Raw genomic sequence first — 26,873 nt, forward strand, 5'->3', positions numbered from 1 at the left:
TCAGCAGGTGCAGTCGGCAGAAGCCATGAACGAGCAGATGTTATACGATATCGATGAAAGTACCATTATCGATCATCTGGAAGCTCAAAATACCACACAGAATACAAAAACTACTTCTGCCTCAGATACAGAAATGGAAAACTACATCCTGAGCAATTTCTCTTCCAGCGATTTATCTCAGGAATTAAATAATTAAAAGATGAAGAATTTACTTTTTGTTGCTTTAATGTTCATATTACCTGCTACTGTTCTGGCCCAAAAACCAAGCGGGGAGGAAATAGAATCACTTAAAATAGCATTTTTCACCCAAAAGCTTGATTTATCGCCCGAAGAAGCCAAAGTTTTCTGGCCCATTTATAATGATATGCAGGCCGAACAAGGTGCCCTGCGTAAAGAACGCATGCAAAAAATGATCTCTTTCCGTAAAACAACCGAAATTGATAATTTAACCGATGCACAGGTACAGAGTTTGATTACCAGCGAGTTCGACTTTAAACAAAGAGATCTCAATCTGGATAAAAAATATTACGCCAAGTTTAAATCTGCTTTACCGATTAAAGTGGTTGGCAAATTCTATAGGGCGCAGGAAGGTTTTAAACGCGAACTGCTCAACAGGTTTAAAGGCGGACAAAGACCATAACAAAAAAGACTTACAGCGATGTAGGTCTTTTTTGTTTTAGAATAAAATTTAAATATTTAATTGAAATTGATTTGTTTAAAGTTAATTACAATTAACTTTTATTCTCTTATAGTTTTTTGGTCGATTTAATATCCTCATTGGTAATTTTCCTCGTTTTGTTTGCTACATCTTTTGTACTGCCAAATGAATAGGTATACCCAACTGATATAGCTCTTCCGAAATAATAAGAATTACCATTTGAGAGAAAATATTCAGTAGAATTTGTGTTTTTTTCGACTATCTTATTGATTATTGGATTTGTAAACTGAATTTTAAAGCTAGATTTTTTATGTTTATACCTTGTTACAAAATCCATGAATATCGAATTTCCATATTTGGATTGTAATAAAATAGGATTATCCAGATAGTTACCGAATAGCTCAAAGCTTAATTTTTTTATAGGGTTATATTCAAATCCTAAATTAACGGTTTTAACTAAACCTGAATTTTTAAAACCCATACCAAAAGTGGAATAAAAATTAAAACTCCCAGAAGAAAATAAACTTAATTTATCCGATAAAAACGATGCCCTAAAATTATAACTTAATTTGTTCGCATTGGATTCTGTAAAATTACCAAAGAAGGTTTTTTTAATGGCAAACATATCAGATATCGTCTTACTAGCTATTAGTTCTTTTCCATGCTCGTAATTATATGACAAAGAAATATTAATCTTTTTAAATGTAAGATCGTAGGTTACTTCAAGGGCACTCAAATTTTCATTATCTAGAAAGGGATTTCCTTCACTAACGGCATTTGGTGTTTCTTTGTTTATAAATGAATTAAGTAATAAAAAGCTTGGCCGGTTTAAAGTTTTTCTAAAACTTATACTTATATCATTAGCTTTATTAATATTGTAAACCATTAATATATTAGGCAAAAAATTTAAAAGATTGTTTAGAGTATCGGTATATCTGTTTTGGGTCAATTCTAATCTTGAACCAACCCTGACGTAAATTTTTTTTATATTCCTGGAAAAAGAAAAATAAGTTGCCAAAATATCCTGCTTAAATTTAATTTCTGGTCCAATCACATTATTATATGACGGAAAAAATTCATAATCCCTTAGCAATCCTTTCAATCCTATTTCTGCTTTTATTTTTTTTAAAAAACGAAATTCATAATCTAGTCGAGTCGTAAACTCTGTTTTTTTTGTTTCATTATCTGTATGAAATGGTTGTGTAGAGTTTAAATAATGATCCAAATTATTGCGCACTAACAGATTAGTAAAATAAAACTTATTTGTTTTATTAATGCGTTTCTGATATGCTGCATTTAATCCAAAATTAGCGCCTTTATCAGTTGTTAAATTTTCAATAATTTGAGATTGGCTTGTTGTAGATATTAACGATGTATAATTATTATCAATACCATATTTATTATAGTCTATGTTAGCGCCAAAACTTACACTCTGATCTTTCTTTAAACTAAACTCTGTGCCATAATTTATAGAAAAAGACGAGGTTCTAGTTTTGGTGTATATTTCTTGGGAGAGCAAATATGGCATCGTTTCATAAAAAGTAGTCTCATTTACTGAACCAGATCTTAGTCGATCATATCCACCCGAGATTTCAATGTTACTATTGGCAGAAGAAGAAGTCTTTGTTAGGATTAATCCTCCATTACTATTTCTTGTTCCTAAACTTATATAAGCATCGCCTCCGAAAAAATTATCATTCTTTTTGAATATTATATTAACAATACTCTGATACTCACCATCATATTTTGCAGATGGCGAAGTAATTACTTCAATACTATCAATTCTATTTACGTTTAATGACATTAAGTTTTCGGTAGAAACATTACTTTCTCTTCCATCCTTCAATATCTGATTATTTGTTTTCCCCTTTATCACCAGTTTATTGTTGGCAATAACAACAAAGGGCATTTTTCTTAAGATTTCCGAAATGTTTGCATTTTTATCCTTTTCTGATATTCGATAAATAGTTCTGTCAGGTTTTCTTTCTAAAAAGGCTTTTTTGCCAACGATTTTAATTTCATCTAACAGCTCTTCTCTTGGCTGTAAAATTATCTTGAGCGTAGTATCGTTATTAATTGATATTTTTTTTGAGAATGGCACATACCCCAAATATGAAATTTTAATTAAATCCTTAACTTTTATCGTTTTAAAAGAAACTTCACCAGAAAGATTGGTAAGAGCCCTATTAGATCCAAAACTAACTGTTGCCAGTTCTATTGGTAATTTATAAATTGAATCTACAACCTTAATTTTAAAAACATATTGGCTATATCCCTTTAGAAAGAATAACAGATTAAGTAATATTATTAGCTTTATTTTTCTTTTCATAAAGATAAATCCCGATAGCGGATATTAGTGTAAAAAAAATATTAAATGAAATATGTTGTGGATAAGTCATCATGCTCAAAATCCCACCACAGGCACATGGCGGTTTTTCATAAAGTGTATAAAGCATAATAAGGTATGTACTAAAGAAAATCATTAAGCTTAATGATATCCACAGAATGCAAGAAACATACCTTCTGGAAAACACAAGTAATCCCCCTAAAATAATCTCTAATGCCGGTAGTATTACAGAAATATATGGGATGAAAATAGATGGCAAAAGAGGAGACTGGTACATTTGTGAGGCAAAATTTTTTACATCAAAAAGTTTATACACTCCAGCATAAATAAAAAGGATAGCTAATAAATATTTAATTATGGCTAAGACATTATCCTTCATTTTTAATGATGCTTGATATATCATATAATACTATAGTTTTATTGTATAAAGCATAAAGAATACGCTTTTGAGAGGTAGCAGAGATTGTAAAACTATCAGGTCTTTTGTTAGAAAAATTAGGCAAATAGAAGCTAAATTTATATCTTCCATTATCTAAATTGTAAACATCAATGGTTAAATTTTCATTAAAGTCACGCTTTGTTTGTCGGTCTTCCCTAACAAATGAGGATAAAAACAAATCGTTTCCAGAGGTACAAGTTCCTAATCTCAAAAGGCTTACAGTTGGACTTAAATAATATCTATTATTTTCCTTTATTATTTTTAAATTTTGTTTCTGTCCATCGATGGTTTTAGCTTTGTATATTACATTACCACTATTATCAAAACCAAAAAAATAGTCACTGTAAAAAGGGACAAAATAACTTTTCTTAGAATCATTACTAGAATTCCATGAACCAGAATACCTCATGCCTGACCCATCAGATTTTACAAAAATCTCTGAGTTGATTTTTTCATTACTATTTGCCAAATCTAGAAAATGCAATTGATCACTTCCATTTGTGTTTGACTGTTGAAACATAAATTTACTACCGTCCATTTTAGAAAAATAGGTAATAAAAAAATCGAATTTTACATCTTTTACATATTCCTTTAATTTTAGATTATATACTTTTATTTCCTTTTTACCGGCTTGGTAATAATAAAGGCTATCTCCATAGATGTAAAAATTAATAATTGGTTGTTGGCCATCCGATACTACTGTACAAATCTGTTGATTTCCATCCTTATTAATATTTACTATAGAAAACCGTTTGTTTATCCATAGCGTATTTTCAACAAATTTTATCTCATCAACTTCTTCATTAGGCAAGGAAAATATAGTGTCGATACTTTTTATTTTTGAATCTGATAAAATAAAGCGTTCAAATTTGTTATGCAATCCACTTTTTTTATTTGAAAAGTAAAAAAGCGATAGAAGCAAAAATGGCGTTACAAAAAATATTAATCTATTTTTTTTAATCATAAAACATTCAATTTAAACTTGCTTTATTACAGTTAATGCTATTGCATTAACTGTAATTTTATTAAACTAATGCTTTAACTATTCCGTTTCATCAATAATTCCATGCCCCTTGGCATAATATGTAGATCCACCACTTTTACAACACTGAACAGCGCCACCACCACATTCAGAATAACCACATGCATAGGCAGCGTAAGATCCAAGACAACAAATCGCTACAAAAAGAAATAATTTAATTTTCATTGTTAAGTTTTTTTAATGTAATGCCTACTCTATTTCAGGTTTTCAGCATCCCCTTATGTCGGCCAACACTGAAACGAATTTAGATTGATACATTCCAAAATAAAATTTTCTGCATCAACAACCGCCTAAGCGACATGAACAACCATCGAGGCGACATGAACGACCGTTTTTACGTTTCAAGAATATTTTTCATTTGGAAATCTGTAACATAACTATTACTTTAGGCTTAAATTATCCCGAAATAACATAATGAAACGCTTTAAATATTTAGGGAAATGTATACCTGCCTCGCCATTGATGATGAACTTTCTGCGATAGAAATCATTACCGATTATGTTGCTGCTCAGCCACAATTAAAATTGCTAAAATCATATAGCACTGCTGAAACTGCGCTCAAAGAAATCGAAAATCTTAAAAAACCGGTTGATGTGATCTTTCTGGATATCGAAATGCCAAGCATAAACGGTATTGAACTGGCCAAACTGATTAAACATAAAACCCATAAACTGGTATTTGTAACCGCACATTCGGCATATGCAATTGATTCTTACGAGCTTGAGGCAGATGCTTTTTTATTAAAACCCTTTTCGCAGGGCAAATTCGATCAAACGGTAAAGAAATTATTTTCAACAACTCCATCTACCCAGACCGATAAAGTTGATGATTTTATTCTCTTAAAAAGTATTGAACAGAGGAACAGGTTTATCAAAATTAAACTCGATAAAATTTATGCCGTGGAAGCACAGGAACGTGATATCAAAGTACATTTAGAGCATGAAGTTATTTTCTCCAATTCGAGTTTTGCCGAAGCTTTAGCTTTATTACCTCCTGAAAAAGGTTTTTCGCGGGTACACCGATCATTTATTGTTGCAGAAAACCAGGTTAAAACACTAGAAAGATCTTATATCATATTAAACAATGGTGTTAGAATCTCCATCGGCAGAAAGTATCTCGATTTTTATCATAAGATGTCGAAGAAGAAAGAGAATCTTGCTTAAATCCGTACTTTTGTGCTATGCTTACCCAACGTCAGTTGTTTTTACAACACAATGCACAAACCTCTCCAGAACCGCTTATGCTCGAATTTGTTAGGGCAAAAGGCGTCTATATATACGATGCTAATGATAAAAAACATTTAGATCTTATTGCCGGTATCGGCGTGAGTAATGTGGGCCACTGCCATCCGGCCGTAGTTGAAGCCATTCAAAAACAGGCCGAAACCTACATGCACCTGATGGTTTATGGCGAATATGTGCAAAGCCCGCAGGTAAATTTTGCCAAGGCCCTTGCCGATATTCTGCCCCCAGGCCTAAGCTGTACCTATTTTTTAAATTCGGGAACTGAAGCTGTAGAAGGCGCCATGAAACTTGCTAAACGCTACACTGGCAGAAAAGGATTTATTGCCTGTAAAAATGCCTATCATGGCAGTACACAGGGGGCAGAAAGTTTAATGGAGAGCGACTCCTATTCTTCTGGTTATGGTCCGTTTTTACCACATGTAAGTTTTATTGAGCATAATAATATTGCAGATCTCGAAAAAATCACGGCAGAAATTGCTGCCGTTTTTATAGAACCCATTCAGGGTGAAGCCGGAATCCGTGTAGCCGATTTAAATTACCTACAGGCTTTACGGGCAAAATGCAATGAAACGGGAACTTTATTGATATTCGACGAAATACAATCAGGTTTTGGCCGCAGTGGTAAAATGTTCGCTTTTGAGCATTACCAGGTTGTACCAGATGTTTTGTTGCTGGCCAAAGGAATTGGCGGCGGGATGCCGATCGGCGCTTTTATCAGTTCGCTCGAAATCATGTCGGTTTTATCGCATACACCTATTTTGGGCCACATGACAACCTTTGGCGGTCACCCGGTTTGTTGTGCAGCAGGCTTAGCCACTTTACGAACCCTTGTTGATCATCATATTGTTGAGGCAGTGGAAGAAAAAGGCCAATTGTTTAAGCAGCTTTTACAACACCCTGCCATTAAAGAAATCAGGGGAAAAGGTTTGATGCTGGCTGTTGAATTTGAAAATTTTGAAGTGAACAAAAAAATTATCGATGCCTGTATCCTCGATGGTGTGCTATCCGACTGGTTTTTACACTGCAGCAACTCGATGCGTATTGCACCACCTTTAATTATCACAAACGAAGAAATTGAAGAAGCCTGTGCGATCATATTAAAAAATATTAACTTAGTTGCAGGGTAAAACAAAAGTTGAAAAGAATACCGTTTTTGAGCGGAAAGACCAAAGCTTAAAGACTAAAGACCAAAGCTTAAAGACTAAAGAAAAGATCAACTAGAGATACCAAAAATTGTAAACCGAAAACTGTAAACTGAATGAACGTACTGATTGTTGAAGATGAAAAGAGCCTCGCGCTCGAAATGGATGAATTCTTAAGTAAAGAGGGCTTTATTGTAGAGCATGCATGGAAAAAATCTTCTGCGGAAGAAAAGATATTTGTGAACAGCTACGATTTCATCCTCCTCGATTTGGGCCTACCTGATGGTGATGGTTTCGATATTTTAAAACAGTTAAAAGCCACCAAAGACCGTGATGATGCTGTAATTATTTTAACGGCCCGCAGTGCGGTCGACGATCGGATTAAAGGCCTTGACGAAGGCGCCGATGATTACCTGCCAAAACCATTTTCGTTAAATGAATTATTGGCCCGTATGCACGCCATTACCCGCAGAAAACATAAATTAGAAAAGAATGAAATTAACATTCATGATTTTCTCCTCAATATCCAGAACAGAACGGTTTCTTTTGGTGAAGAAAGATTAAACCTTACCAAAAAAGAATTCGAAATCTTCAACTACCTGGTGCTGAATAAAAACCGTGTGGTATCGCGCATGAGTTTAACCGAACACGTTTGGGGCGATATTTTAGAAGTAAACTCCGATTCGAATTTTGTTGATGTACACGTTAAAAACCTGCGTAAAAAACTGGCCTCAGTTAGCCCTACCGATTGGTTTGAAACAGTAAGGAGTATTGGGTATAGGATTAATTGTTAGTAGTCCGAAAAGTCGGAGGTCCGAGGTCAGAAGCTTAGTGGATGAATAGCTTGGAGTACAGTTAACCAATTTAGACGACTAATCCCAAACAGTTTACAGTGGGCAGTTTGCAGTTAACAATTTAACAATCTTGCAATTAAACAATTATCACCATAACACAATTACCCCCCTGAGCGTAGTCGAAGGGTAAACAGTTAACCAATTAACCCTTAACAGTTTACAGTGGGCAGTTTGCAGTTAACAATTTAACAATGTTGCAATTAAACAATTATCACCATAACACAATTAACCCCCTGAGCGTAGTCGAAGGGTAAACAGTTAACCCAATAAACCATCATCCATCTTACATCAAACATCATCCATCTAAATGAAGTTACAGGTTAAGTTTTCTCTATACAATGCAATCACCAAAATCGCCATCATTCTGGTATTGGGTTCGATCATTTTATTCTCTTTAGACAGACTTGCCTATAACCAACTGGATAACCGTTTAATTAAAAAGAAAAATAAGATTCTCGAACATTTAAGTAATAATGAGATCGACAGTCTGTTAAACAAGGAGCAATCTTTCACCGATTATAATATTTTAAAGGAAGAGTTTATCGTTTTAACCGATATTGCCGATAACCAGTCGGATTCTACCGCAAAGGTTTTTACCGAAAAAAGGGAGATAGAGGGCGATATAGAAGTTTACCGCATACTGAACTATAAATTTTCATACCAAAAGAACTGGTATAATCTGGAGATCGGTGAAACCATGACAGCGCTTCAGTCGATCAAAAATTCGATCCGTTTTTACATGCTCGTTGTGCTGGTTGCCGCCCTACTGATTACTTTGGTTGCAGATTTTACCTTTTCCAATTTCCTGCTCAAGCCGTTTTACCTCATTATCGATAAAAAAATCAATCTTGTTAACGATCCTTCGCATTACGATTATCAGAATATCCCCACGAGTACCAACGATTTTAAAATTCTCGATAACAGCATAAACTCCTTGATGCGTAAAATAAACACGCTTTTTGCATTAGAAAAACAGTTTATCGCCAATGTTTCGCACGAGTTGCTTACGCCCATTTCCATTTTAAGTACGCGTTTCGAAAATATGCTCAATACGCCCGACATCCCCGTAGAGCACGAAAACAAAATTTATGCTTCTCTAAAAACGCTGAACCGTTTAAAACTGATCATCAATAGCTTGTTGCTGATTTCAAAAGTAGAGAATAACCAATATTTAAAAACAGAAGAAATTAGCCTGAAACAGGAAATAACCGACATTTATGAGGACCTGGAAGACCGCATTGCCGATAAAAACATCAGTTACAGGGCAGATCTGGGCAAAGATTTTCACTTTACAGGCAATAAGGCGCTTATCCATACCCTCTTGATCAACATCATCAATAACGCCATTAAATACAATGTTGATGGCGGCTCTATCACCATCAGCGATAAAACTGAGTCCGAAAAATATACACTCATCATCAGCGATACCGGTACGGGCATGAGCACTGAACTGGCAGAGAATGCTTTCGACCGTTTTAAAAGGGGCAACAGCGAAGAAAATGGCTTTGGTTTAGGCCTCGCCATTGTGCATAGTATTGCCAAGTTCCATAAAATCAAAGTCGATATTAAGTCTGAAGAACATAAAGGAACCAGCATTTCGCTGATTTTTTAAAATGAAATACTGCTGATAACCTGATTGATATCAAATCGTTACAAATTTGTACATTTGCAGCCCATGCTGGCACTAACTTATTTAAAGCGTCTAATTTATTGTACTGTTCTGTTTTCATTATTTTCTCCTGCTATTTTAAGGGCGCAGAAAATAGTACAGCTACAGGATTCTGTTCCGCAGCATATTTTTACTTTTAAAGAAATCGAGGTATTGGAAGATGCCGAAAACAAATACACTTTCGACGAAATTAAGAGCCAGGCATTTGATCAAAAGTTTAAAGCCAGTTTAACCAGCACCCCACAAACCAAAGAACTGGATAAAACCTATTGGTTCAGGATCAGGATCCAACAGAACGACCTGGCCGATAAACCTTTCATCCTGGAATTTTTCGACCAAACCATCGATCATATCACCGCTTATATTCCACAGGCCAACCATAAATACACTGTTGAACAATTGGGTGATGCCAATAATTTTAATAAAAGGCTCATCCACCATAAAAACTTCGAAATTCCGCTCCAGAACGAGGGATATGAAACACAGACTTATTATTTCAAGATCAGTTCATCCCAGATTGCCGATGTCATTATCGTATTAAGAACCACCGAATGGTTTATCTCTTATGCTTTAGACGAGTATTTCTATTTCGGTATTTTTTATGGTATGATCCTGGTTTTCAGTTTTTACAACCTCATCATGTTTATTGCCATCAGGCAAAAGCAATACCTTTATTATGTACTTTACAATTTAAGTGTCGGTTTTTTCGAAATGAGTACCGATGGCATTGCCTATCAGTATTTATGGCCTAGCGCGCCTGCATGGAACCAGGTTGCCTATGCTTTTGCGCTCTGTGCCACGAGTATTTTCGCCCTGCTGTTTACGCGCGAACTTTTATATGTTAAAGCCAAAGCACCCAAGCTAAATAGGTTTATCATTGGTATTATTGTTTGCAGGATCGTTTTCTTTGCTTATTGTTATCTTTTCGACCAAACCCTGTTCAGTTATAAATTTATAGAGGCCATTCCTTTATCGGTTGCTTTTTTTACGGGTATCTATATCTACAGAAAAGGTTATCAACCTGCGCGTTTCTTCGTTTTGGGCTATAGTTTTCTTTTTGCAGGCTTCACCCTCAAATTCCTGATTATGTTAGGCATTGCCTGGCTTAATTTTGGCGCAATAAGTTATTATAGCTTAAGTTTCTGCTTCGTACTAGAAATGATCTTTCTATCGTTCGCCATTGGCGATAAAGTGCGTATCCTTAAATTAAAAAAAGATAAAGCGCAGCAGAAGATCATCAGACAGATGGCCGAAAATGCCAAACTGAAAGATACCCTAAACCAGGAGCTGGAAACCAAAGTTGAGGAACGTACCCGGGAGGTTTACCACAAATCGCTGATCATCGAAAGTAAGAACCAGGCGCTCGAAGAAGCCAATGCACTGCTACAACAGCAAGCCGAGGAAATTTCGCGGATGAACGTACTGCTCGAACATGATAATGAAGAACTGCAAACCAGTGTAGAAAAGGTAACCAGAGACAGGGTAATGTCTACAGAGGTGGATTTTGAAGAATTCAGTAAAATTTATCCCGATAAAGAAACCTGCTACGAATTTCTTGCCGAACTAAAATGGAGTAATGGTTACCATTGCCGTAAATGCAGCAACGACCACTATTTTGCCGGGCATATTTTACACAGCCGCCGTTGCAGCAAATGCGGTTACGAAGAATCGGTTACTACCTATACCATTTTCCACAATACCCGCATCCCGATCAATAAAGCTTTTTATATGATTTTCCTGATTTATTCTTCCAAAGGGAAAATCTCTTCGCATAAATTATCAGAACTGCTTTCTATCAGGCAAAGTACCTGCTGGACATTCGGCTCGCGCATTAAAAAAGTAATGGACGACCGGAAGAAAACGCTGAAAAAAACAGCCAAAAATGGCTGGAGCCAGCTCGTAATCGAATAAAAACACCCTCTAATCCGTCATAGTATTGTTTATTTTAGTCCTTTTTCAAAAAAAATCGGAAGGGTGTTTAAGCGTATCAGATTGCAACCGGGGTACTACTTATCCAGGCTACTTAAACGCTGATTATCAGCACTAAAATCGGCTTTTGGCTTGCGGTATTAAAGCGTATCGAAATCAACACAAATCACTAAATATCAATTAGTTACATCAAATTTAACATTCAAAAAACTTGTATTTAACATTAAATGGGTGTTAACTTTACCGCATATAATATTATCAATGAGCAAAATTATGAGAAAAAAGTTTACATTGCTTATGGTATGTATTCTATGCGGTATCTCACTGAGTATGGCACAGAATATTACCGTAAAAGGTTTGGTAAAAGATAAGCAGGGACTACCATTGCCCGGCGTATCAGTAAAGGTGAAAGGAACTAACCAGGGCGCCTCTACGGGAGATAATGGTGGATATACGATCAGCGCTCCCCAAAACTCAACATTAGAATTTACTTTTATTGGTTATAAAACGGTAGAAGAAGCGGTAAGCGGCCGTACAACGGTAAACATAACCCTATCCGACGACAACCAGCAGTTAAACGAGGTGGTAGTAATCGGATATGGTACTACAACCAAAAAAGATTTAACCACGGCTGTAGTATCTTTATCATCAAAAGATATCGAGAACCAACCGGTAACCAACCCCTTGCAGGCCATCCAGGGTAGAGCTGCAGGTGTTCAAATTTCATCACAATCGGGTAAACCGGGTTCGGGTGTATCTATTACCATCCGTGGTAATACTTCAATCAACGCATCTAACAGTCCGCTGTATGTAATTGATGGAGTAACCTCACGCGATGCGAGTTTCTTAAATCCTACCGATATCGAAAGCCTAACCATTTTAAAAGATGCTTCGGCTGCCGCAATTTACGGATCGAGCGGAGCAAATGGTGTAATTTTGATTACCACCAAAAAAGGATCATCGGATAAAGTACGTGCAACATTTAATGCATTTACAGGTTTTTCTAACCTTTGGCAAAAACAGGATGTGCTGAACAGGGATCAATACATTGCCCTGATGAAAGAATTAGGTTACGATACCAACGGTTTGGGCAATCAGAATACAGATTGGCAGGACCTTACTTTTGGCACAGGTACACAGAACAGCTACCAAGCTTCTATTTCTGGAGGTATTAAAGGTGGTCAATACTCCCTATCAACAGGTTACCAACAGGATAAAGGTGTGGTATCTCCGGCAAAACTGGATAAATATACCATCCACTTTAATGGCTCACAGAACATTACCAGCTGGTTAAAATTAACCGGCAATGCAGCTATTACACAAAATAACTCGGTAGATGTAAGCGATAATGCAAACGTTGCAAGAGGTGGTACCATCTTATCGGCACTAACCACTCCTCCTACCATCGGCATTTATGCGCCTAACGGTACTTATGCATTTAACCCTTATAAAGGCGGGTCTGAAAATCCGATTGCTAACGCAAATGCAGCGACAAACAGGAACAGAAATTTCCGTTTCCTGGGTGCCTTTGCAGCTGAAGTTAAATTTACCAAAGATTTCTCTTTCAAATCGAGCATCAGTACAAACAACAACGATAACCGATACATGTATTTCCTTGATCCATATTCAACAGATTATGGCAGAACACAAAAAGGGATTATCAACTCTAATTTCAGTACCGACCATGTTTGGTTAAACGAAAACATTTTAAACTACACCAAAAACTGGGGTAAAAATGCTTTCACCGCTACCGGTGGTATGACCTTGCAAGAGTCTAAATATTACAAGTTAACTTATAACGAACAGAATTTTATCGGTGCAAATGGTCAGCTTTTAGATCATGGCACATCAATTCCGCCACAGTTACCAACAGCATCACAATGGTCTAAACGTTCTTATTTAGCCCGTTTAACTTATGCTTATGATAGCAAATATTTATTCAGCACCAATTTCAGGGCCGATGGTTCATCACGTTTTGGTCCGCAGAATAAATATGGTTATTTCCCGTCGGCATCAGTTGGATGGAGAATCTCTGGCGAGAATTTCTTAAAAGATGTAAAATCGATCAACGATTTAAAGTTAAGGGCCAGCTGGGGTAAAGTAGGTAACGATGAAGGTATCGGAGATTATTCGTACCTCGAGTTGTATACCCCAACCACACAGGGATCTTATGTATTCTCCCAATTGCCAAACCCAGGTTTGAAATGGGAAGAAACCACACAAACCAATATCGGTTTAGATTTATCAATGTTCAACAGCCGCGTGGTTTTCACTGCTGATGCCTATCTGAAAAAAACTAAAGACCTTTTAATTAACCAGCCATTACCAAATTCAATCGGTTTTGGAAGCATCGCTGCCAACGTTGGTGATATGGAAAACAAAGGTTTCGAGTTTGTATTAACAACCAAAAACTTTGTTAAAGATAAATTTACCTGGACAACCGACATCAACTTTACACTTAACCGCAACAAGGTAACCAGTTTGGGAGATAAAGTTGGATCAATCACCTTTGGTGGCATTTACGAACGCGATGCTGCAATCAGAGTGGTTACAGGCCGTCCACTAGGTAGTTTTTATGGCTACGTATCAAACGGTGTAGATCCTCAAACAGGAAATATTGTTTACCAGGATTTAAATGGTGATGGTAAAATTACGGCAGATGACAGAACTTTTATCGGTTCGGCACAACCAAAATTCACCTATGGTGTTAACAATACCTTTACTTATGGCAATTTCGGATTAAACTTCTTATTCCAGGGTGTTCAGGGCAATCAGATGTTTAACGCTTCGAGAATGGAACTTGAAGGCATGAACGATTCGAAAAACCAATCGGCCGTTGTGTTGAACAGATGGACAACGCCAGGACAGATTACCGATATTCCACGTGCAATTAAAGACAATACCAATAATACCCTAACATCAAGCCGTTTTGTTGAAGATGGTTCTTACCTGCGTTTAAAAACCACTACCCTATCATACAACTTCGGTAGTATGGCTTTGGGCAAATTGAAAATGAGCAAATTTATGGTATACGCCAGTGCCTATAACCTGTTAACGTTTACCAAATATTCTGGTTTCGACCCAGAGGTTAACCAGAACACAGCAAATGGTCCTTCAATGGGTATCGATTACGGTACTTATCCACAATCGAGAACTTTCTTATTCGGTGTTAACGTAGGCTTTTAATCCAGACAAAAATGAAACTTAAAATATATTCATTAATCGCAGCAGGCACCATTACTTTGGCATTAAGCAGCTGTAAAAAAGATTTTTTAGATCAAACCCCAATTACACAGGTAGGTCCTGATGTAGCTTTTGCAGATGCAGCAGCAGCAGAGAAATTAATTCAGGGTGCGTACGACGGGATGTACAACGACTTCCATATCTGGGATTATATGACTAATGGTGATGTAAGATCAGACAATGCTTATGCAGGTGGAGATAACCCTGCCAACATCCAGCTGGATTTATTTACCGTAATTTCTACCAACGGTAATGTTGGAAGAGATTGGAATGCTTTGTACAGTGATATTAAAAACTGTAACCTGATTTTAACTAACGTTCCCAACATCAAAGATCCAAAACTTGATGCAGGCGACCGCCGTAAACAGATCCTTGCAGAAGCCAGCATTTTAAGGGCTTACATGTATTTTAACCTAGTAAGAACATGGGGTTCGGTTCCATTGGTAGTTAAAGTACCGACAACCGATGCTGAATTTTATCCGGCAAAAGCCAGTGTTGATGCCATTTATGCGCAGATTATTTCCGATCTGGAATATGGTGCAGCAAATGCACGCGTAGCCGGCGCAACCAAAGGTATTATGACCAAAGGCGTTGCCAATGCATTGTTGGCCAAAGTTTATGCAAGTAAACCTACACCCGACTGGAACAAGGTAAGCACCTATTGCGATGCGGTAATTGGCGGTGGTTATTCACTGGTATCAAACTACGATTTCCTTTGGGATTCTAACCACAAAAATAATTCGGAAGCCATCTGGGAAATGCAATACGATGGTTACGGAGGTTTGCACGGAAACTGGATGCCAAGTGTATTGGTTGGAACGGGATGGAAAAGATTTAACACCCCAACCAACAGTTTGGCCAAAGCATTTGACGATGCTGGTGATGCCATCCGTAAAGCTTCGAGCATTAAGTTTAATAATGTGGTATCAGAAGGTTGGAGCGATTCTTACTGGTCAAAAGCCAACTATCCTTACATCAATAAATACCGTGCAGATGATAAATCTGACAACTATATTTTAAGATTGGCCGATATCATTTTATTAAAAGCAGAAGCTTTGAACGAGTTGAGCGCTTCGGGCTGGTCGGCAGCGGCACCATTGGTAAACCAGATCCGCAACCGCGTTAACTTGGGTATCACTTCCGCAACAGATCAGGCATCTATGCGTTTGGCCATTGAAAACGAACGTCGCCTGGAATTGGCTTTCGAAGGCCACCGTTGGTTTGATTTATTAAGAACCAACAGGGTTATCCCGGTAATGAATGCACAGGTTGATGGTAATGGTGCAAACCTGAACTATAACCTTAACGCTTCAAAATTATATTTCCCTATCCCGCAGGACGAATTGGACAAAAATCCTAACGTACGTTAATTTCTATAAAAAAACAAAGGCGGCTATGGTCGCCTTTGTTTTATATCCCAACCCTTATGATGTTTAGAAAAACTTTGCTCTCACTTTTGGCAGCCGGAAGCTTAATCAGCACCCAGGCCCAGATCAAAAACCCAAACCAGGCTAAAATCGAAGCCCTGTTAAGCAAAATGACCCTTGAAGAAAAAGTAGGTCAAATGGCACAGATTACCCTGGATGTAATCGGAACGGGAAAAAGCCGTTTCGAAAGCGACGAACCTTTTACACTCGATAAAGCGGCAATGGACAAGGCTTTGATCCAATACCATGTTGGTTCGGTGTTAAACACCTCCAACAACAGGGCGCGTACCCCACAGGTTTGGTATAAAATTATCAGCGAAATCCAGGATGTTGCCATTAAAAAAGGTAAAAACAAAATCCCCGTAATTTATGGCGTTGATGAAGTGCATGGTGCAACCTACACCGCTGGAGCTACCATGTTCCCTCAGCAGATCGGTCAGGCGGCAACATTTAACCGCAGTTTGGTTAAAAACGGTGCTTCAATCACTGCTTACGAAACCCGTGCAAGTTCTATTCCCTGGAACTTCGCCCCTATTCTGGATTTAGGTGCCGACCCGCGTTTTCCGCGCCAGTGGGAAAGTTTTGGAGAAGATCCTTACGTGGTTACCGAATTGGGAAAAGCAGCCGTAAAAGGTTACGAAGGCGACGATAACAATGTAGCCAATCCTTATAAGGTTGCCACTTCATTAAAGCATTTTTTAGGTTACCAGACCCCAACCACCGGAAAAGACAGAACACCGTCTTTTATTTCCGATCAGGCTTTAAGAGAATACCATTTGCCGCAGTTTAAAGCGGCTGTTGAGGCGGGCGCACATACCGTAATGATCAACTCTGGTATTATTAATGGTATTCCGGTACACTCCAACTATAACATCGTTACTAAATTATTAAAAGAAGAACTGGGCTTTAAAGGTTTAGTGGTTACCGATTGGGGCGACATCGAAAACCTTTTTAAAAGAGACCACATTGCAAAAGACGATAAAGAAGCAATTATGCTGGCCATCAATGCCGGAATAGATATGAGCATGATTGCTTATAACTATGAGGTATTCTGCGATAACCTGATTGCTTTGGTTAAAGAAGGAAAAGTTAAACAGGAAAGGATAGACGATGCGGTACGCAGGATTTTACTGGTAAAATTTGCAACAGGCTTATTCGAAAAACCAACCACCAACCCTAAAGATTACCCGAAATTTGCGAGTAAAGAGTTTCAGACTGCTGCTTACAATACCGCAGCAGAATCGATCACTTTGTTAAAAAACACAAACAACATCCTTCCCTTAAAAAAAGGAATGAAACTGCTGGTTACCGGACCAAATGCAAACTCAATGCGTACTTTAAACGGTGCTTGGACATATAGCTGGCAGGGTGAAAAAGTAGAAGAGTTTGCGAAAGATTACAACACCATTCTAGAAGCTTTGCAGCATAAAAATGGTGCCGATAACATAAAATACCTACCTGGTGTAAGCTATAAAATGGACGGCAAGTATTTCGAAGATTTTGCCGATAAAATGGATGAAACCGTTGCTGCAGCTAAAGATGTAGATGCCGTAGTATTGTGCCTGGGCGAAAATACCTATACAGAATCTCCGGGTAATTTGAGCGATCTTTACATTTCTGATCTGCAGATCGAACTGGCAAAAAAGATTGCTGCAACCGGAAAACCAGTTATTCTGATATTGAACGAAGGCCGTCCGAGGATTATCAGTAAGTTTGAAAAGAGCATGAATGCCGTGGTTCAAACTTATCTGCCTGGAAATTACGGTGCCGATGCATTGGCGGACATTTTATTCGGTGATGTAAATCCATCAGGTAAACTGCCTTACACCTATCCGCAGTTCCCGAATGCCTTATTCACTTACTATCACAAACCTTCAGAAGCACGCGAAACGGTAGAAGGTGTTTATAATTATGATTCAGACTATAATCCGCAATATGTTTTTGGTCAGGGTTTAAGCTATACCACTTTCAAGTACAGTAACCTTAAACTAAGCAGCAATACTTTAAAAGCTGGCGAAACTTTAACTATTTCAGTTGAAGTAAGCAATACCGGAAATAGGGCCGGAAAGGAAAGTGTATTGCTTTATACTTCCGATCTGGTTGCAAGTGTAATTACACCGGATGTAAAACGCTTAAGGGGTTTTGAAAAAATCGACCTAAAAGCAGGCGAAAGCAAAACCGTAAGCTTCACTTTAACACCTGAAGATATTGCCGTTGTAAATGTAGAAGGCAAAAAAGTAACCGAAGCTGGCGAATTCAAAATCCAGATCGGCGATCAGAAAATAAACTTTAATTACACAAATTAAACCAATCCTGTTTTTTACAGGTGCATTGCTTATACCCAAAAAGTATAGGCAATGCTTTTTAATTATCCCGTCAATTTTATACTATGCGAAATACCCTGAAATCTCTAACCAAAACCATAATTATGAAACCATTTTACAACCTGGGCACTGCGCTGGGCATCCTGATTGTTGCCTGCGCCTGCAGCAAAAGCCCTAAGGCAAGTGGAGGCGATACTTCTCCACCAACATCAGCTGAACCCGTTAAAACCGATGTTGCTTTCTGGTTAACCAAAGGCGATCAGTCGCAGTTGTTAAAAAAGCAGAATGTTGCCTTAAACTTTTCTACCGCAACCAATAACAACCCAACGATTGAGGTTGATCCCGCCACTACTTTTCAAAGCATCGATGGTTTTGGCTATACCTTAACTGGTGGTAGTGCCAGCCTCGTTAATGCCTTACCCGCAGCTGCACAGGATAAACTGTTAAACGAATTATTCGCAGGTACCGATGATGCCATTGCCGTAAGTTATCTTAGAATCAGCATTGGCGGTTCTGATTTAAGTGCTTATCCTTTTACCTATAACGACCTGGCCGATGGTGAAACCGATGATAACTTAGCTAAATTCTCTATCGCTAAAGAACAGACAGATTTAATCCCTGTATTAAAAAAGATTGTTGCCATTAACCCTTCGATTAAAATTTTAGGTTCACCCTGGACCGCCCCTACCTGGATGAAAACCAATAAAAGTTTTATCGGTGGCAGTTTAAAGCCTGAATATTATCAAACTTATGCCAAATACCTGGTTAAATATATCCAGGCAATGAAAGCCGAAGGCATTGTAATCGACGCTATCACACCACAAAATGAGCCCTTACACCCTGGCAATAACCCAAGTATGTATATGACAGCTTTAGATCAGGCTGATTTTATTAAAACTGCTTTGGGACCTATATTTCAGAGCAGTGGTATTAAAACCAAAATTATTGTTTACGATCACAATGCGGATAAACCCGAATACCCGATCACCATTTTAAACGATGCTGATGCCAAAAAATACGTTGATGGCTCTGCATTCCATTTATATGCAGGTCCGATTTCTGCGCTTACACAGGTTCACAATGCCCACCCTGATCGTAATGTGTACTTTACCGAACAATGGGTTGGCGGTCCGGGCAACTTTGCCGAAGATTTAAAATGGCATGTATCAACCCTTATTGTGGGTGCAACACGCAACTGGAGCCGCAATGTTTTAGAATGGAATTTAGCTGCCGACCCAAATTACAACCCACATACCGATAAAGGCGGTTGTACCTCTTGTTTAGGTGCCATCACCATTGCACCTGCGGTAAGCAGAAATGTGGCTTATTATGTAATAGCACATGCTTCTAAATTTGTAAAACCAGGTTCGGTACGCATTGCTTCAAATGTTACAAACAACCTTCAGAATGTGGCTTTTAAAACACCTGATGGCAAGAACGTACTCATTGTTTGCAATAACAACAGTTCGGAAACAGCATTCAATATTAAATACAATGGTAAAACTGTAACCAGCAGTTTAGATAAAGGTGCGGTAGGTACTTACGTTTGGTAAAAATCTTTTTTGTTTAATTGTTTAGTCGGCCCCGCATTGCGGGGCTTTCTAGTTTGTGGGCCAGATTCGGTTAGTATTAGTTCATTTCCTTAATGCGATCGTCACCCTGAATTTATTTCAGGGTCTATCATGCGAAAAAGATGCCCTGGGTTGGTCGGGATTTGCAATCCCGACCTTCGAATTGTGGATTTGTAATCCACATTCTAATTTTGTTAGCTTATCGATAGCACTTTAGTTTTTGCCACGGATTCACGGAAAACACGGAAGAATTTATCGACTCCGCTCGAAATGACGGCATTGTGAACTACAACAAATTCTTTTTGGCAGGCCCTTTGCTTAACAAAAGCAAATCAATCCGATAAAAAAATGAAAAACATCATCCCAGTATTAGGCCTTGCTGCTTTATTTATGGCTGCCTGCCAGGGCGGCACCGCAAAAAAGACACAGGCTAAAATAGATTCTACCATTGTAACCAATGCCGAAACAGCATCAGATGCCATTCAGTGTTACCAATACATTAAAAACCGCGATACTGCTACCCTATCGCTTAAAAGTGGGGATAATAAGGTAACCGGCACATTGGGTTATAATTTATACGAGAAAGATAAAAATGCAGGTACAATTGTCGGTATTGTTAAAGGCGATACCATTATTGCAAATTATACTTTCCAGTCGGAGGGGCAAACATCTGTTAGGGAAGTTGCTTTCTTAAAAAAGGGTGATCAGTTGATCGAAGGTTTCGGCGATGTGCAGGAAGTTAAAGGCGAAACCAAATACAAAGATTTAAGTAAACTGAAGTTTGATGGATCGATGGCTTTTGGTAAAGTTGAGTGTAAATAAAATTTTGTAAAGAAAAAGCCGTCATTGCGAGGAGGAACGACGAAGCAATCTATCATGCATGCCAGTTATACAGGAAAGATTGCTTCGTCGGCTGAAAAAGCCTTCTCGCAATGACGAATTCCTAGTTTCTACTTCCCTACAGTATCCTTAGCTGCAGTAGTCCACTCTTCGGTTAATTTAAGTACATAATCAGAATATTTCTGTATTTCATCAGGTTTTAGCTTAGCGGCCCAACCTGTTGCCTGATTGGCCCAGGCCGTATATTTATCGCTGATGGCTTTAATTTCTGTTGCATTTTTACTTTTTACAGCTGCAACGTATTCATCTTTTAATTTGCTGTACTCTGCCAGGCCTTTATTTACCTCTTCGCTGGAAAAAGTTGGCGCACTGGTTTTAACAGTTTCGGTAGTAGTTGTTGTCACTTTTGTAATAGTGTCGCCTTTTGCAGAAATTTCTGTCGAATCTGTAGTCGTTTCTGTTTTTTTTGTGCTATCGCACGAAACTAAAGAGGTAGTAAGCAGGCCTATCGCTGCAATTGATAAGATGGTGTTTTTCATGATTGATTTGGTTTTAATCCTGAACAGACTAAATATGATGCCAAATCACAAAAAATCCGGTTAAATACTAAAATATTGTAACCGGATATCTCCATTATATTAGTATGTTATACTATAAATCCTCAAATCGTTCCCAAAAACCATCTACCGGCAATTTGGCGAATATATTTACAGGTTCCTTTTTAACAGGATGTATAAACTGTAACCTACGGGCATGCAAACAGATGCTTCCTTTTCTGCTTCCGCGTGGATAACCATATTTATTATCTCCCATAATCGGACAGCCCATTGAGGAAAGCTGAACCCTGATCTGGTGCGAACGGCCTGTTAAAGGATCAACTTCCAAAAGGTAATAATCGCCCACCTTGGCTTTTACTTTATAAGAAAGCTCCGCCCGCTGGCTCCCGGTAACTTCGGTATTGTAATAGGTAACCACGTTTTTCTGCGGGTTTTTAACCAACCAGTGTATCAAAGTAGCCGATTCTTTTTCAGGCTTGTTTTTTACCACCGCCCAATAGGTTTTCTTTACTTCGCGGTTTTTAAAAACAGCATTCATCCTTTCTAAAGCCTTACTGGTTTTAGCAAACAGGATTACACCGCTTACCGGCCTATCCAAACGGTGTACCACACCTAAAAAGGCACCATTCGGTTTATTGTACTTTTTTGCAATATACTTTTTTACCTGCTCATCTAAAGGTTCATCGCCGGTTTCATCAACCTGCACAATATCACCCGCCCTCTTATTAATGGCGATTAAATGATTGTCTTCAAAAAGGATGTCGTTATCGGTAATGGGCATTTTTAGGTTAACTGGTTAATTGTTTAAATTGGTTAACTGTCTCGAGGTGTTCATTGGTCATTAGTCATTTGTTGATTGGTCATTCGACTGAGGACTTTGGACTCAAGACTGCGGACTTAATATTGTTCTTTCTCGTTCGGAAAATCATTTCCCTTTACATCGCGGATGTAAGATTGTGCCGCGCCTAAAATTTCATCGTAAAGGTTTATGTACTGACGTAAAAAACGGGGCTTAAATCCTTTGGTTAGGCCGATCATATCATTTATCACCAAAACCTGTCCATCGCAATATTGCCCTGCACCAATACCAATGGTTGGGATATTCAAACTTTCTGTAGCTTCTTTACCCAAAGCAGCCGGAATTTTCTCCAGTACAATGGCAAAACAACCTGCGGCCTGTAAGGCCAAAACATCGGTTTTTAACTTGTTTGCTTCTTCTTCTTCTTTGGCACGAACAGTATAAGTTCCAAATTTATAGATGGATTGCGGTGTTAGTCCCAAATGCCCCATAACCGGGATACCAGCAGTGATGATGCGCTGGATGGATTCGATAATTTCCTCGCCACCCTCTAACTTAACACCATGGGCACCCGATTCTTTCATGATCCTGATGGCAGAGTTCAAAGCTTCCTTCGAATTTCCCTGGTAAGAACCGAAAGGCAGATCTACTACTACAAAAGCACGTTTAACCGCCCTGATTACCGAAGCAGCATGGTAAATCATCTGATCGAGGGTAATGGGCAAAGTCGTTTCGTGACCAGCCATTACATTCGAAGCAGAATCGCCAACCAATAAAACATCTAAGCCTGCATCATCCAAAATGGTCGCCATCGAATAATCGTAGGCCGTTAGCATCGATATTTTTTCGCCACGCTCCTTCATTTCCTGTAAAGTATGCGTGGTAACACGTTTAATTTCTTTATGTACCGACATGGGATTTGTTTTGTGTTGCCAAAAGTATTGTTTTTTCTTTAATTAAGCCGAAAGACCAAAGGTAAAAGGCTAAAGCAATCTCAGGTTAAAATCATTTTTTATGCAAATCGGGGGTTCACTGCTTTCAGCTTTAGTCTTTCTGCTTTCAGCTTTAGTCTTTCTGCTTTTAGCTTTAGTCTTTCAGCTAAACCTTATTTCATTTTTCTCTTTACATTCCCAATCTAAAAACCTATCTTTGTACCCCGAAATGGAAGGGATATATTCATCTTTTTTTGCACCCTGCAAATACGGCTTTAATGCCGAAAGCCATTCTTTTTTCAAGTCTTTTTTAAATCAAAATCCATATTGTAATTACCATGACTAACTACACCAAGTTACCTGCGATTTTATTACTGGCCGATGGCACAGTTTTTTACGGCAAAGCGGCCGGAAAAATTGGAACAACTACCGGCGAAATTTGTTTTAATACCGGGATGACAGGTTACCAGGAAATTTTTACAGATCCAAGTTATTTTGGACAGATAATGGTTACCACCAATGCACATATTGGTAATTATGGTATCCACAAAGATGAAATCGAATCAGGTTCGATTAAAATCGCTGGTTTAGTCTGCAAAAATTACAACATCGTTTATAGCCGTAAAGAAGCAACAGAATCGATCCAGGATTATTTCCAGAATGATAATTTAGTTGCCATTTCCGATATCGATACCCGCGCATTGGTTCGTCACATCAGGGATAAAGGCGCCATGAACGCCATTATTTCTTCTGAGATTACCGATTTAGAAGAATTAAAGCAAAAATTGGCCGAAGTACCTTCGATGGAAGGATTAGAACTTTCATCAAAAGTAAGCACAACAGAACCTTATTTTTATGGTAATCCGGATGCAAGCTTAAAAGTAGCGGCTTTAGATTTAGGCATCAAGAAAAACATTCTGCGCAATTTTGAAAACCGCGACATTTATGTTCAGGTTTTCCCGGCCAAAACTACTTTTGCCGAAATGGAAAAATTCAGCCCTAACGGTTACTTTATTTCAAACGGCCCCGGCGATCCATCGGTAATGCCTTATGCCGTAGAAACCATTAAAGATATTTTAGCAGAAGATAAACCATTGTTCGGTATCTGTTTAGGTCACCAGTTATTGGCCGAAGCAAACGGTATCGGTACCATGAAAATGTTCAACGGTCACCGCGGATTAAACCACCCGGTTAAAAACATCATCAAAAACCACTGTGAGGTTACTTCACAGAACCATGGTTTTGGTGTAATCCCTGATGAAGTTAGAAACTCTGATAAAGTAGAAATCACGCACGTTAACCTAAACGATAAATCAATCGAAGGTATCCGTGTTAAAGGTAAAAAAGCATTTTCGGTTCAATATCACCCTGAATCTTCACCAGGCCCACACGATTCGCGTTACTTATTCGACGATTTTGTTGAAGTAATGACAGGAAAATTGGCTTGGTAGGCAAAAGGTAAAAGACCAAAGCTTAAAGACCAAAGAAAGGTAGAAGGCTGAAAGGTAAAAGACTAAAGCTTAAAGACTAAAGACCAAAGGTTTGAGGTATAATATCAAAGGGAAAAGGTGAACCACCAGTGACCAATGAACCAATGCCTAATGAACCAATCAACAAAAAAGATCTGCGGATTTGTGGCAAAAACAGGCCAACGATCCGCAGATTTCTTTTTTAATCGATTTTCGCCTGCTCAAAACATCATTTTACCGACATTTTAGACAAACTCGTCCATAATTCATTTTCAATTCATTTAAAGCTCCTTACATTCGCAACATGGAAACAAAAAAAGCCATTATCAGCGTAAATAACCTGGTAAAAAAGTACGATGATTTTGTGGCCGTTCAGGGCCTTAGTTTCGAAGTTTACGAGAACGAGATTTTTGGTCTGCTCGGTCCAAATGGTGCCGGAAAAACCACTACCCTCGAAATTATTGAAACATTAAGGGATAAAACATCTGGCGAAATTATTGTCGACGGCTTTTCGGTTGATAAACAGGCTCAGGACATCAAACAAATTATTGGCGTACAGTTACAGGCCGCAGGATATTATCCGAACCTCAACCTGATTGAACTGATCGAACTTTTTGCAGGTTTATATGGCGCCAACATTAAACCGATGGAAATGCTGGAGAAAGTGAACCTTCAGGATAAGGCCAAAGCAAAATACAAAGCCCTTTCGGGCGGACAAAAACAGCGTTTTTCAATCGCAACCACACTGATCAACCAACCCAAAATTATTTTTCTTGATGAGCCTACAACAGGCTTGGATCCTCAGGCACGCAGAAACCTCTGGGATTTGATTATCGAGATCCGTAATGCAGGCACAACTGTTGTAATTACCACACACTATATGGATGAGGCCGAACAACTCTGCGATCGTGTTGCTTTTGTGGAGCGTGGGCAGATCATTGCGTTAGACACCCCTGATAACCTGATTGATCAATTGGTAAGCAGCGGCTTTGAACGTAAAAAAGAAGTTAAAAAGGCCAACCTGGAAGATGTTTTCATCAACCTAACAGGGCAAGAGTGGAGAGAATAAGCTTTCCGGGGGTATTTGAAAAGCAAAGGCGGTGCTAAAATCAGCGTCAGTCCCGCTTTTCGTTACAATCTTTTTGCAAACACCATGCTTAGCAATTAAACTATATCAAGCAAAAAGGATTTACACTCCATCCGATAGCTATCGGATCGGGTTTAAAAACATAAAATAGTGCAACTATTAATCAAAATAGTAAATGAAAAAATACAATAACATTAAGGCTACCCTGGCCCTTGCAAAAGCGAGTTTCCGGTCGATTATGCGGAGCCCCTCGGCAGTGGTATTTACCCTTGCTTTCCCTCTGATATTTATCCTGGTTTTCGGCTTTTTAGGTGGCGGCGGAACGCATATCGATGTTGGGGTTACACCGGGCTCGGATGTAAACAATCCGGTAATGGGGATGCTCGAAAAAACAGGCATGATCCGTTTGGTTAAAGATAAATCGAAAGCTGATTTCGATAAACTACTCGAAAAAGGCAATGTAGATGCCATGATCGATGTACATAGAAAAGTAAACTCAGCAGCTTATTCTGTCAATGTTGTTTACACATCGGCATCGCGCGATAAAGGCGGCATTTTAAAGTCTGTTTTAAACAACATCTTTTACGATAAAACCTTAAAGCCGACGGTTGCAGAAATAAAAGAAAGCACCATAACCGGCCGTGAATATAAAACCATCGATTTTATTCTTCCCGGACAACTGGGTTTCTCACTTTTAAGCACCGGTGTTTTCGGAACTGCATTTGTGTTTTTAAGCCTGCGCCAAACTTTGGTGATTAAACGCTTTTTCGCTACACCTGTAAGGCGTTCGAGCATTGTAATAGGCGAAGGTATTGCACGTATCGGCTTTGCCTTAATCGGGGCTTTATTTATCATTTTAATCGGCCACTTCTTTTTTGGCTTTACACTTGTACACGGGGCCGCTACCGTCGTCAATATGCTCATACTGGCCACCATGGGCGTAATTGTGTTTATGGGATTTGGCTTTATCATTTCGGGCATTGCCAAAAATGAAAGCATGGTGCCACCCATCTCAAACATTATTACTTTACCACAGTTTTTACTGTCGGGCACATTCTTTTCCATAGAAGCTTTCCCAAGCTGGCTACAGCCCATTAGCAGGGCTTTACCCCTCACCTATTTAAACGATGCCATGCGCAAAGTAGCTTTCGAAGGTGTAGGTTTGTGGGATGTTAAATTTCAGATTATGATCCTTTTACTTTGGGGAATCGGTATTTACGCCGTAGCCGTTAAGGTATTTAAGTGGGAATAAATTATAATTCAACCCTATTTTAAAAAAGATAACTAACTGGTTATCTTT

Annotated in this window: 22 protein-coding genes; 15 read left to right on the forward strand and 7 right to left on the reverse strand. The window is 38.4% G+C overall.

The features are described from left to right. Together B2V92_RS03595 and B2V92_RS03600 are read left to right on the forward strand one after the other, a co-directional pair. Positions 1 to 196: hypothetical protein (locus B2V92_RS03595; protein ID WP_293304873.1), on the forward strand; the 196-nt coding region annotated here is incomplete at its 5' end. A 3-nt stretch (positions 197 to 199) separates the two neighbouring features. Next, positions 200 to 640 carry a hypothetical protein gene (locus tag B2V92_RS03600; RefSeq protein WP_293304874.1) on the forward strand — a complete coding sequence of 147 codons (441 nt, stop codon included), beginning with the start codon at positions 200 to 202 and terminating at the stop codon, positions 638 to 640. Positions 641 to 746: 106 nt separating this feature from the next. Here B2V92_RS03600 and B2V92_RS03605 read toward each other — a convergent pair whose 3' ends face one another. The 4 genes from B2V92_RS03605 to B2V92_RS03620 form a co-directional block, all read right to left on the reverse strand. Next, positions 747 to 2,987 (reverse strand): outer membrane beta-barrel protein, encoded by a 2,241-nt coding sequence (locus B2V92_RS03605; protein WP_293304875.1) that lies wholly within the window; start codon positions 2,985 to 2,987, stop codon positions 747 to 749. Then, positions 2,953 to 3,384, reverse strand: a complete 432-nt coding sequence (locus B2V92_RS03610) for a MauE/DoxX family redox-associated membrane protein (RefSeq protein WP_293304876.1) — start codon at positions 3,382 to 3,384, stop codon at positions 2,953 to 2,955. Before B2V92_RS03610 ends, B2V92_RS03605 begins: the two co-directional genes overlap by 35 nt. Then, complete coding sequence (locus B2V92_RS03615; RefSeq protein WP_293304877.1) at positions 3,374 to 4,408, reverse strand: hypothetical protein; 1,035 nt, start codon at positions 4,406 to 4,408, stop codon at positions 3,374 to 3,376. Before B2V92_RS03615 ends, B2V92_RS03610 begins: the two co-directional genes overlap by 11 nt. A 78-nt stretch (positions 4,409 to 4,486) precedes the next feature. Then, positions 4,487 to 4,651 carry a hypothetical protein gene (locus tag B2V92_RS03620; RefSeq protein WP_293304878.1) on the reverse strand — a complete coding sequence of 55 codons (165 nt, stop codon included), beginning with the start codon at positions 4,649 to 4,651 and terminating at the stop codon, positions 4,487 to 4,489. A 275-nt stretch (positions 4,652 to 4,926) separates the two neighbouring features. Here B2V92_RS03620 and B2V92_RS03625 point away from each other — a divergent pair, with 275 nt between their 5' ends. The 10 genes from B2V92_RS03625 to B2V92_RS03670 all read left to right on the forward strand — a co-directional run bounded on the left by B2V92_RS03625 (position 4,927) and on the right by B2V92_RS03670 (position 20,711). Next, on the forward strand, positions 4,927 to 5,649 hold the full coding sequence (locus tag B2V92_RS03625) for a LytR/AlgR family response regulator transcription factor (RefSeq protein WP_293304879.1): 723 nt from the start codon (positions 4,927 to 4,929) through the stop codon (positions 5,647 to 5,649). 17 nt (positions 5,650 to 5,666) lie between these two features. Further along, complete coding sequence (locus tag B2V92_RS03630) at positions 5,667 to 6,857, forward strand: aspartate aminotransferase family protein (RefSeq protein WP_293304880.1); 1,191 nt, start codon at positions 5,667 to 5,669, stop codon at positions 6,855 to 6,857. A 131-nt stretch (positions 6,858 to 6,988) separates the two neighbouring features. Beyond that, on the forward strand, positions 6,989 to 7,666 hold the full coding sequence (locus B2V92_RS03635) for a response regulator transcription factor (protein ID WP_293304881.1): 678 nt from the start codon (positions 6,989 to 6,991) through the stop codon (positions 7,664 to 7,666). Between the two features lie 367 nt (positions 7,667 to 8,033). Continuing rightward, positions 8,034 to 9,338: a sensor histidine kinase gene (locus B2V92_RS03640; protein ID WP_293304882.1), complete on the forward strand. Its 1,305-nt coding sequence runs from the start codon at positions 8,034 to 8,036 to the stop codon at positions 9,336 to 9,338. Between the two features lie 63 nt (positions 9,339 to 9,401). Further along, positions 9,402 to 11,306: a 7TM diverse intracellular signaling domain-containing protein gene (locus B2V92_RS03645; protein WP_293304883.1), complete on the forward strand. Its 1,905-nt coding sequence runs from the start codon at positions 9,402 to 9,404 to the stop codon at positions 11,304 to 11,306. Positions 11,307 to 11,597: 291 nt separating this feature from the next. Further along, the gene (locus B2V92_RS03650; RefSeq protein WP_293304884.1) at positions 11,598 to 14,510 is read left to right on the forward strand and encodes a SusC/RagA family TonB-linked outer membrane protein; all 2,913 of its coding nucleotides are present in this window, start codon (positions 11,598 to 11,600) and stop codon (positions 14,508 to 14,510) included. Positions 14,511 to 14,521: 11 nt separating this feature from the next. After that, on the forward strand, positions 14,522 to 15,937 hold the full coding sequence (locus B2V92_RS03655) for a RagB/SusD family nutrient uptake outer membrane protein (protein WP_293304885.1): 1,416 nt from the start codon (positions 14,522 to 14,524) through the stop codon (positions 15,935 to 15,937). Positions 15,938 to 15,993: 56 nt separating this feature from the next. Beyond that, positions 15,994 to 18,300 (forward strand): glycoside hydrolase family 3 N-terminal domain-containing protein, encoded by a 2,307-nt coding sequence (locus B2V92_RS03660; RefSeq protein ID WP_293304886.1) that lies wholly within the window; start codon positions 15,994 to 15,996, stop codon positions 18,298 to 18,300. A gap of 122 nt (positions 18,301 to 18,422) precedes the next feature. After that, positions 18,423 to 19,871 carry a glycoside hydrolase family 30 protein gene (locus B2V92_RS03665; RefSeq protein ID WP_293304887.1) on the forward strand — a complete coding sequence of 483 codons (1,449 nt, stop codon included), beginning with the start codon at positions 18,423 to 18,425 and terminating at the stop codon, positions 19,869 to 19,871. 366 nt (positions 19,872 to 20,237) lie between these two features. Then, positions 20,238 to 20,711, forward strand: a complete 474-nt coding sequence (locus tag B2V92_RS03670; protein WP_293304888.1) for a hypothetical protein — start codon at positions 20,238 to 20,240, stop codon at positions 20,709 to 20,711. A gap of 128 nt (positions 20,712 to 20,839) precedes the next feature. On the opposite strand, the gene B2V92_RS03675 is transcribed toward B2V92_RS03670, so the two are convergent. The 3 genes from B2V92_RS03675 to panB form a co-directional block, all read right to left on the reverse strand. Further along, positions 20,840 to 21,268: a hypothetical protein gene (locus tag B2V92_RS03675; RefSeq protein WP_293304889.1), complete on the reverse strand. Its 429-nt coding sequence runs from the start codon at positions 21,266 to 21,268 to the stop codon at positions 20,840 to 20,842. Between the two features lie 112 nt (positions 21,269 to 21,380). Beyond that, positions 21,381 to 22,067, reverse strand: coding sequence for an RluA family pseudouridine synthase (locus tag B2V92_RS03680; RefSeq protein ID WP_293304890.1), 687 nt, complete (start codon positions 22,065 to 22,067; stop codon positions 21,381 to 21,383). A 116-nt stretch (positions 22,068 to 22,183) separates the two neighbouring features. Beyond that, positions 22,184 to 22,999, reverse strand: coding sequence for a 3-methyl-2-oxobutanoate hydroxymethyltransferase (gene panB / locus B2V92_RS03685; RefSeq protein ID WP_293304891.1), 816 nt, complete (start codon positions 22,997 to 22,999; stop codon positions 22,184 to 22,186). Positions 23,000 to 23,355: 356 nt separating this feature from the next. Between panB and carA the strand changes: the two genes are divergently transcribed. The 3 genes from carA to B2V92_RS03700 all read left to right on the forward strand — a co-directional run bounded on the left by carA (position 23,356) and on the right by B2V92_RS03700 (position 26,825). Continuing rightward, on the forward strand, positions 23,356 to 24,468 hold the full coding sequence (carA, locus tag B2V92_RS03690) for a glutamine-hydrolyzing carbamoyl-phosphate synthase small subunit (protein WP_293304892.1): 1,113 nt from the start codon (positions 23,356 to 23,358) through the stop codon (positions 24,466 to 24,468). A 322-nt stretch (positions 24,469 to 24,790) separates the two neighbouring features. Further along, positions 24,791 to 25,555, forward strand: coding sequence for an ABC transporter ATP-binding protein (locus B2V92_RS03695; RefSeq protein ID WP_293304893.1), 765 nt, complete (start codon positions 24,791 to 24,793; stop codon positions 25,553 to 25,555). 193 nt (positions 25,556 to 25,748) lie between these two features. Next, positions 25,749 to 26,825 (forward strand): ABC transporter permease, encoded by a 1,077-nt coding sequence (locus B2V92_RS03700; protein WP_293304894.1) that lies wholly within the window; start codon positions 25,749 to 25,751, stop codon positions 26,823 to 26,825. Positions 26,826 to 26,873 lie beyond the last annotated feature (48 nt).

Source organism: Pedobacter sp. UBA5917 (genome assembly GCF_002432345.1).
Lineage (GTDB): Bacteria > Bacteroidota > Bacteroidia > Sphingobacteriales > Sphingobacteriaceae > Pedobacter.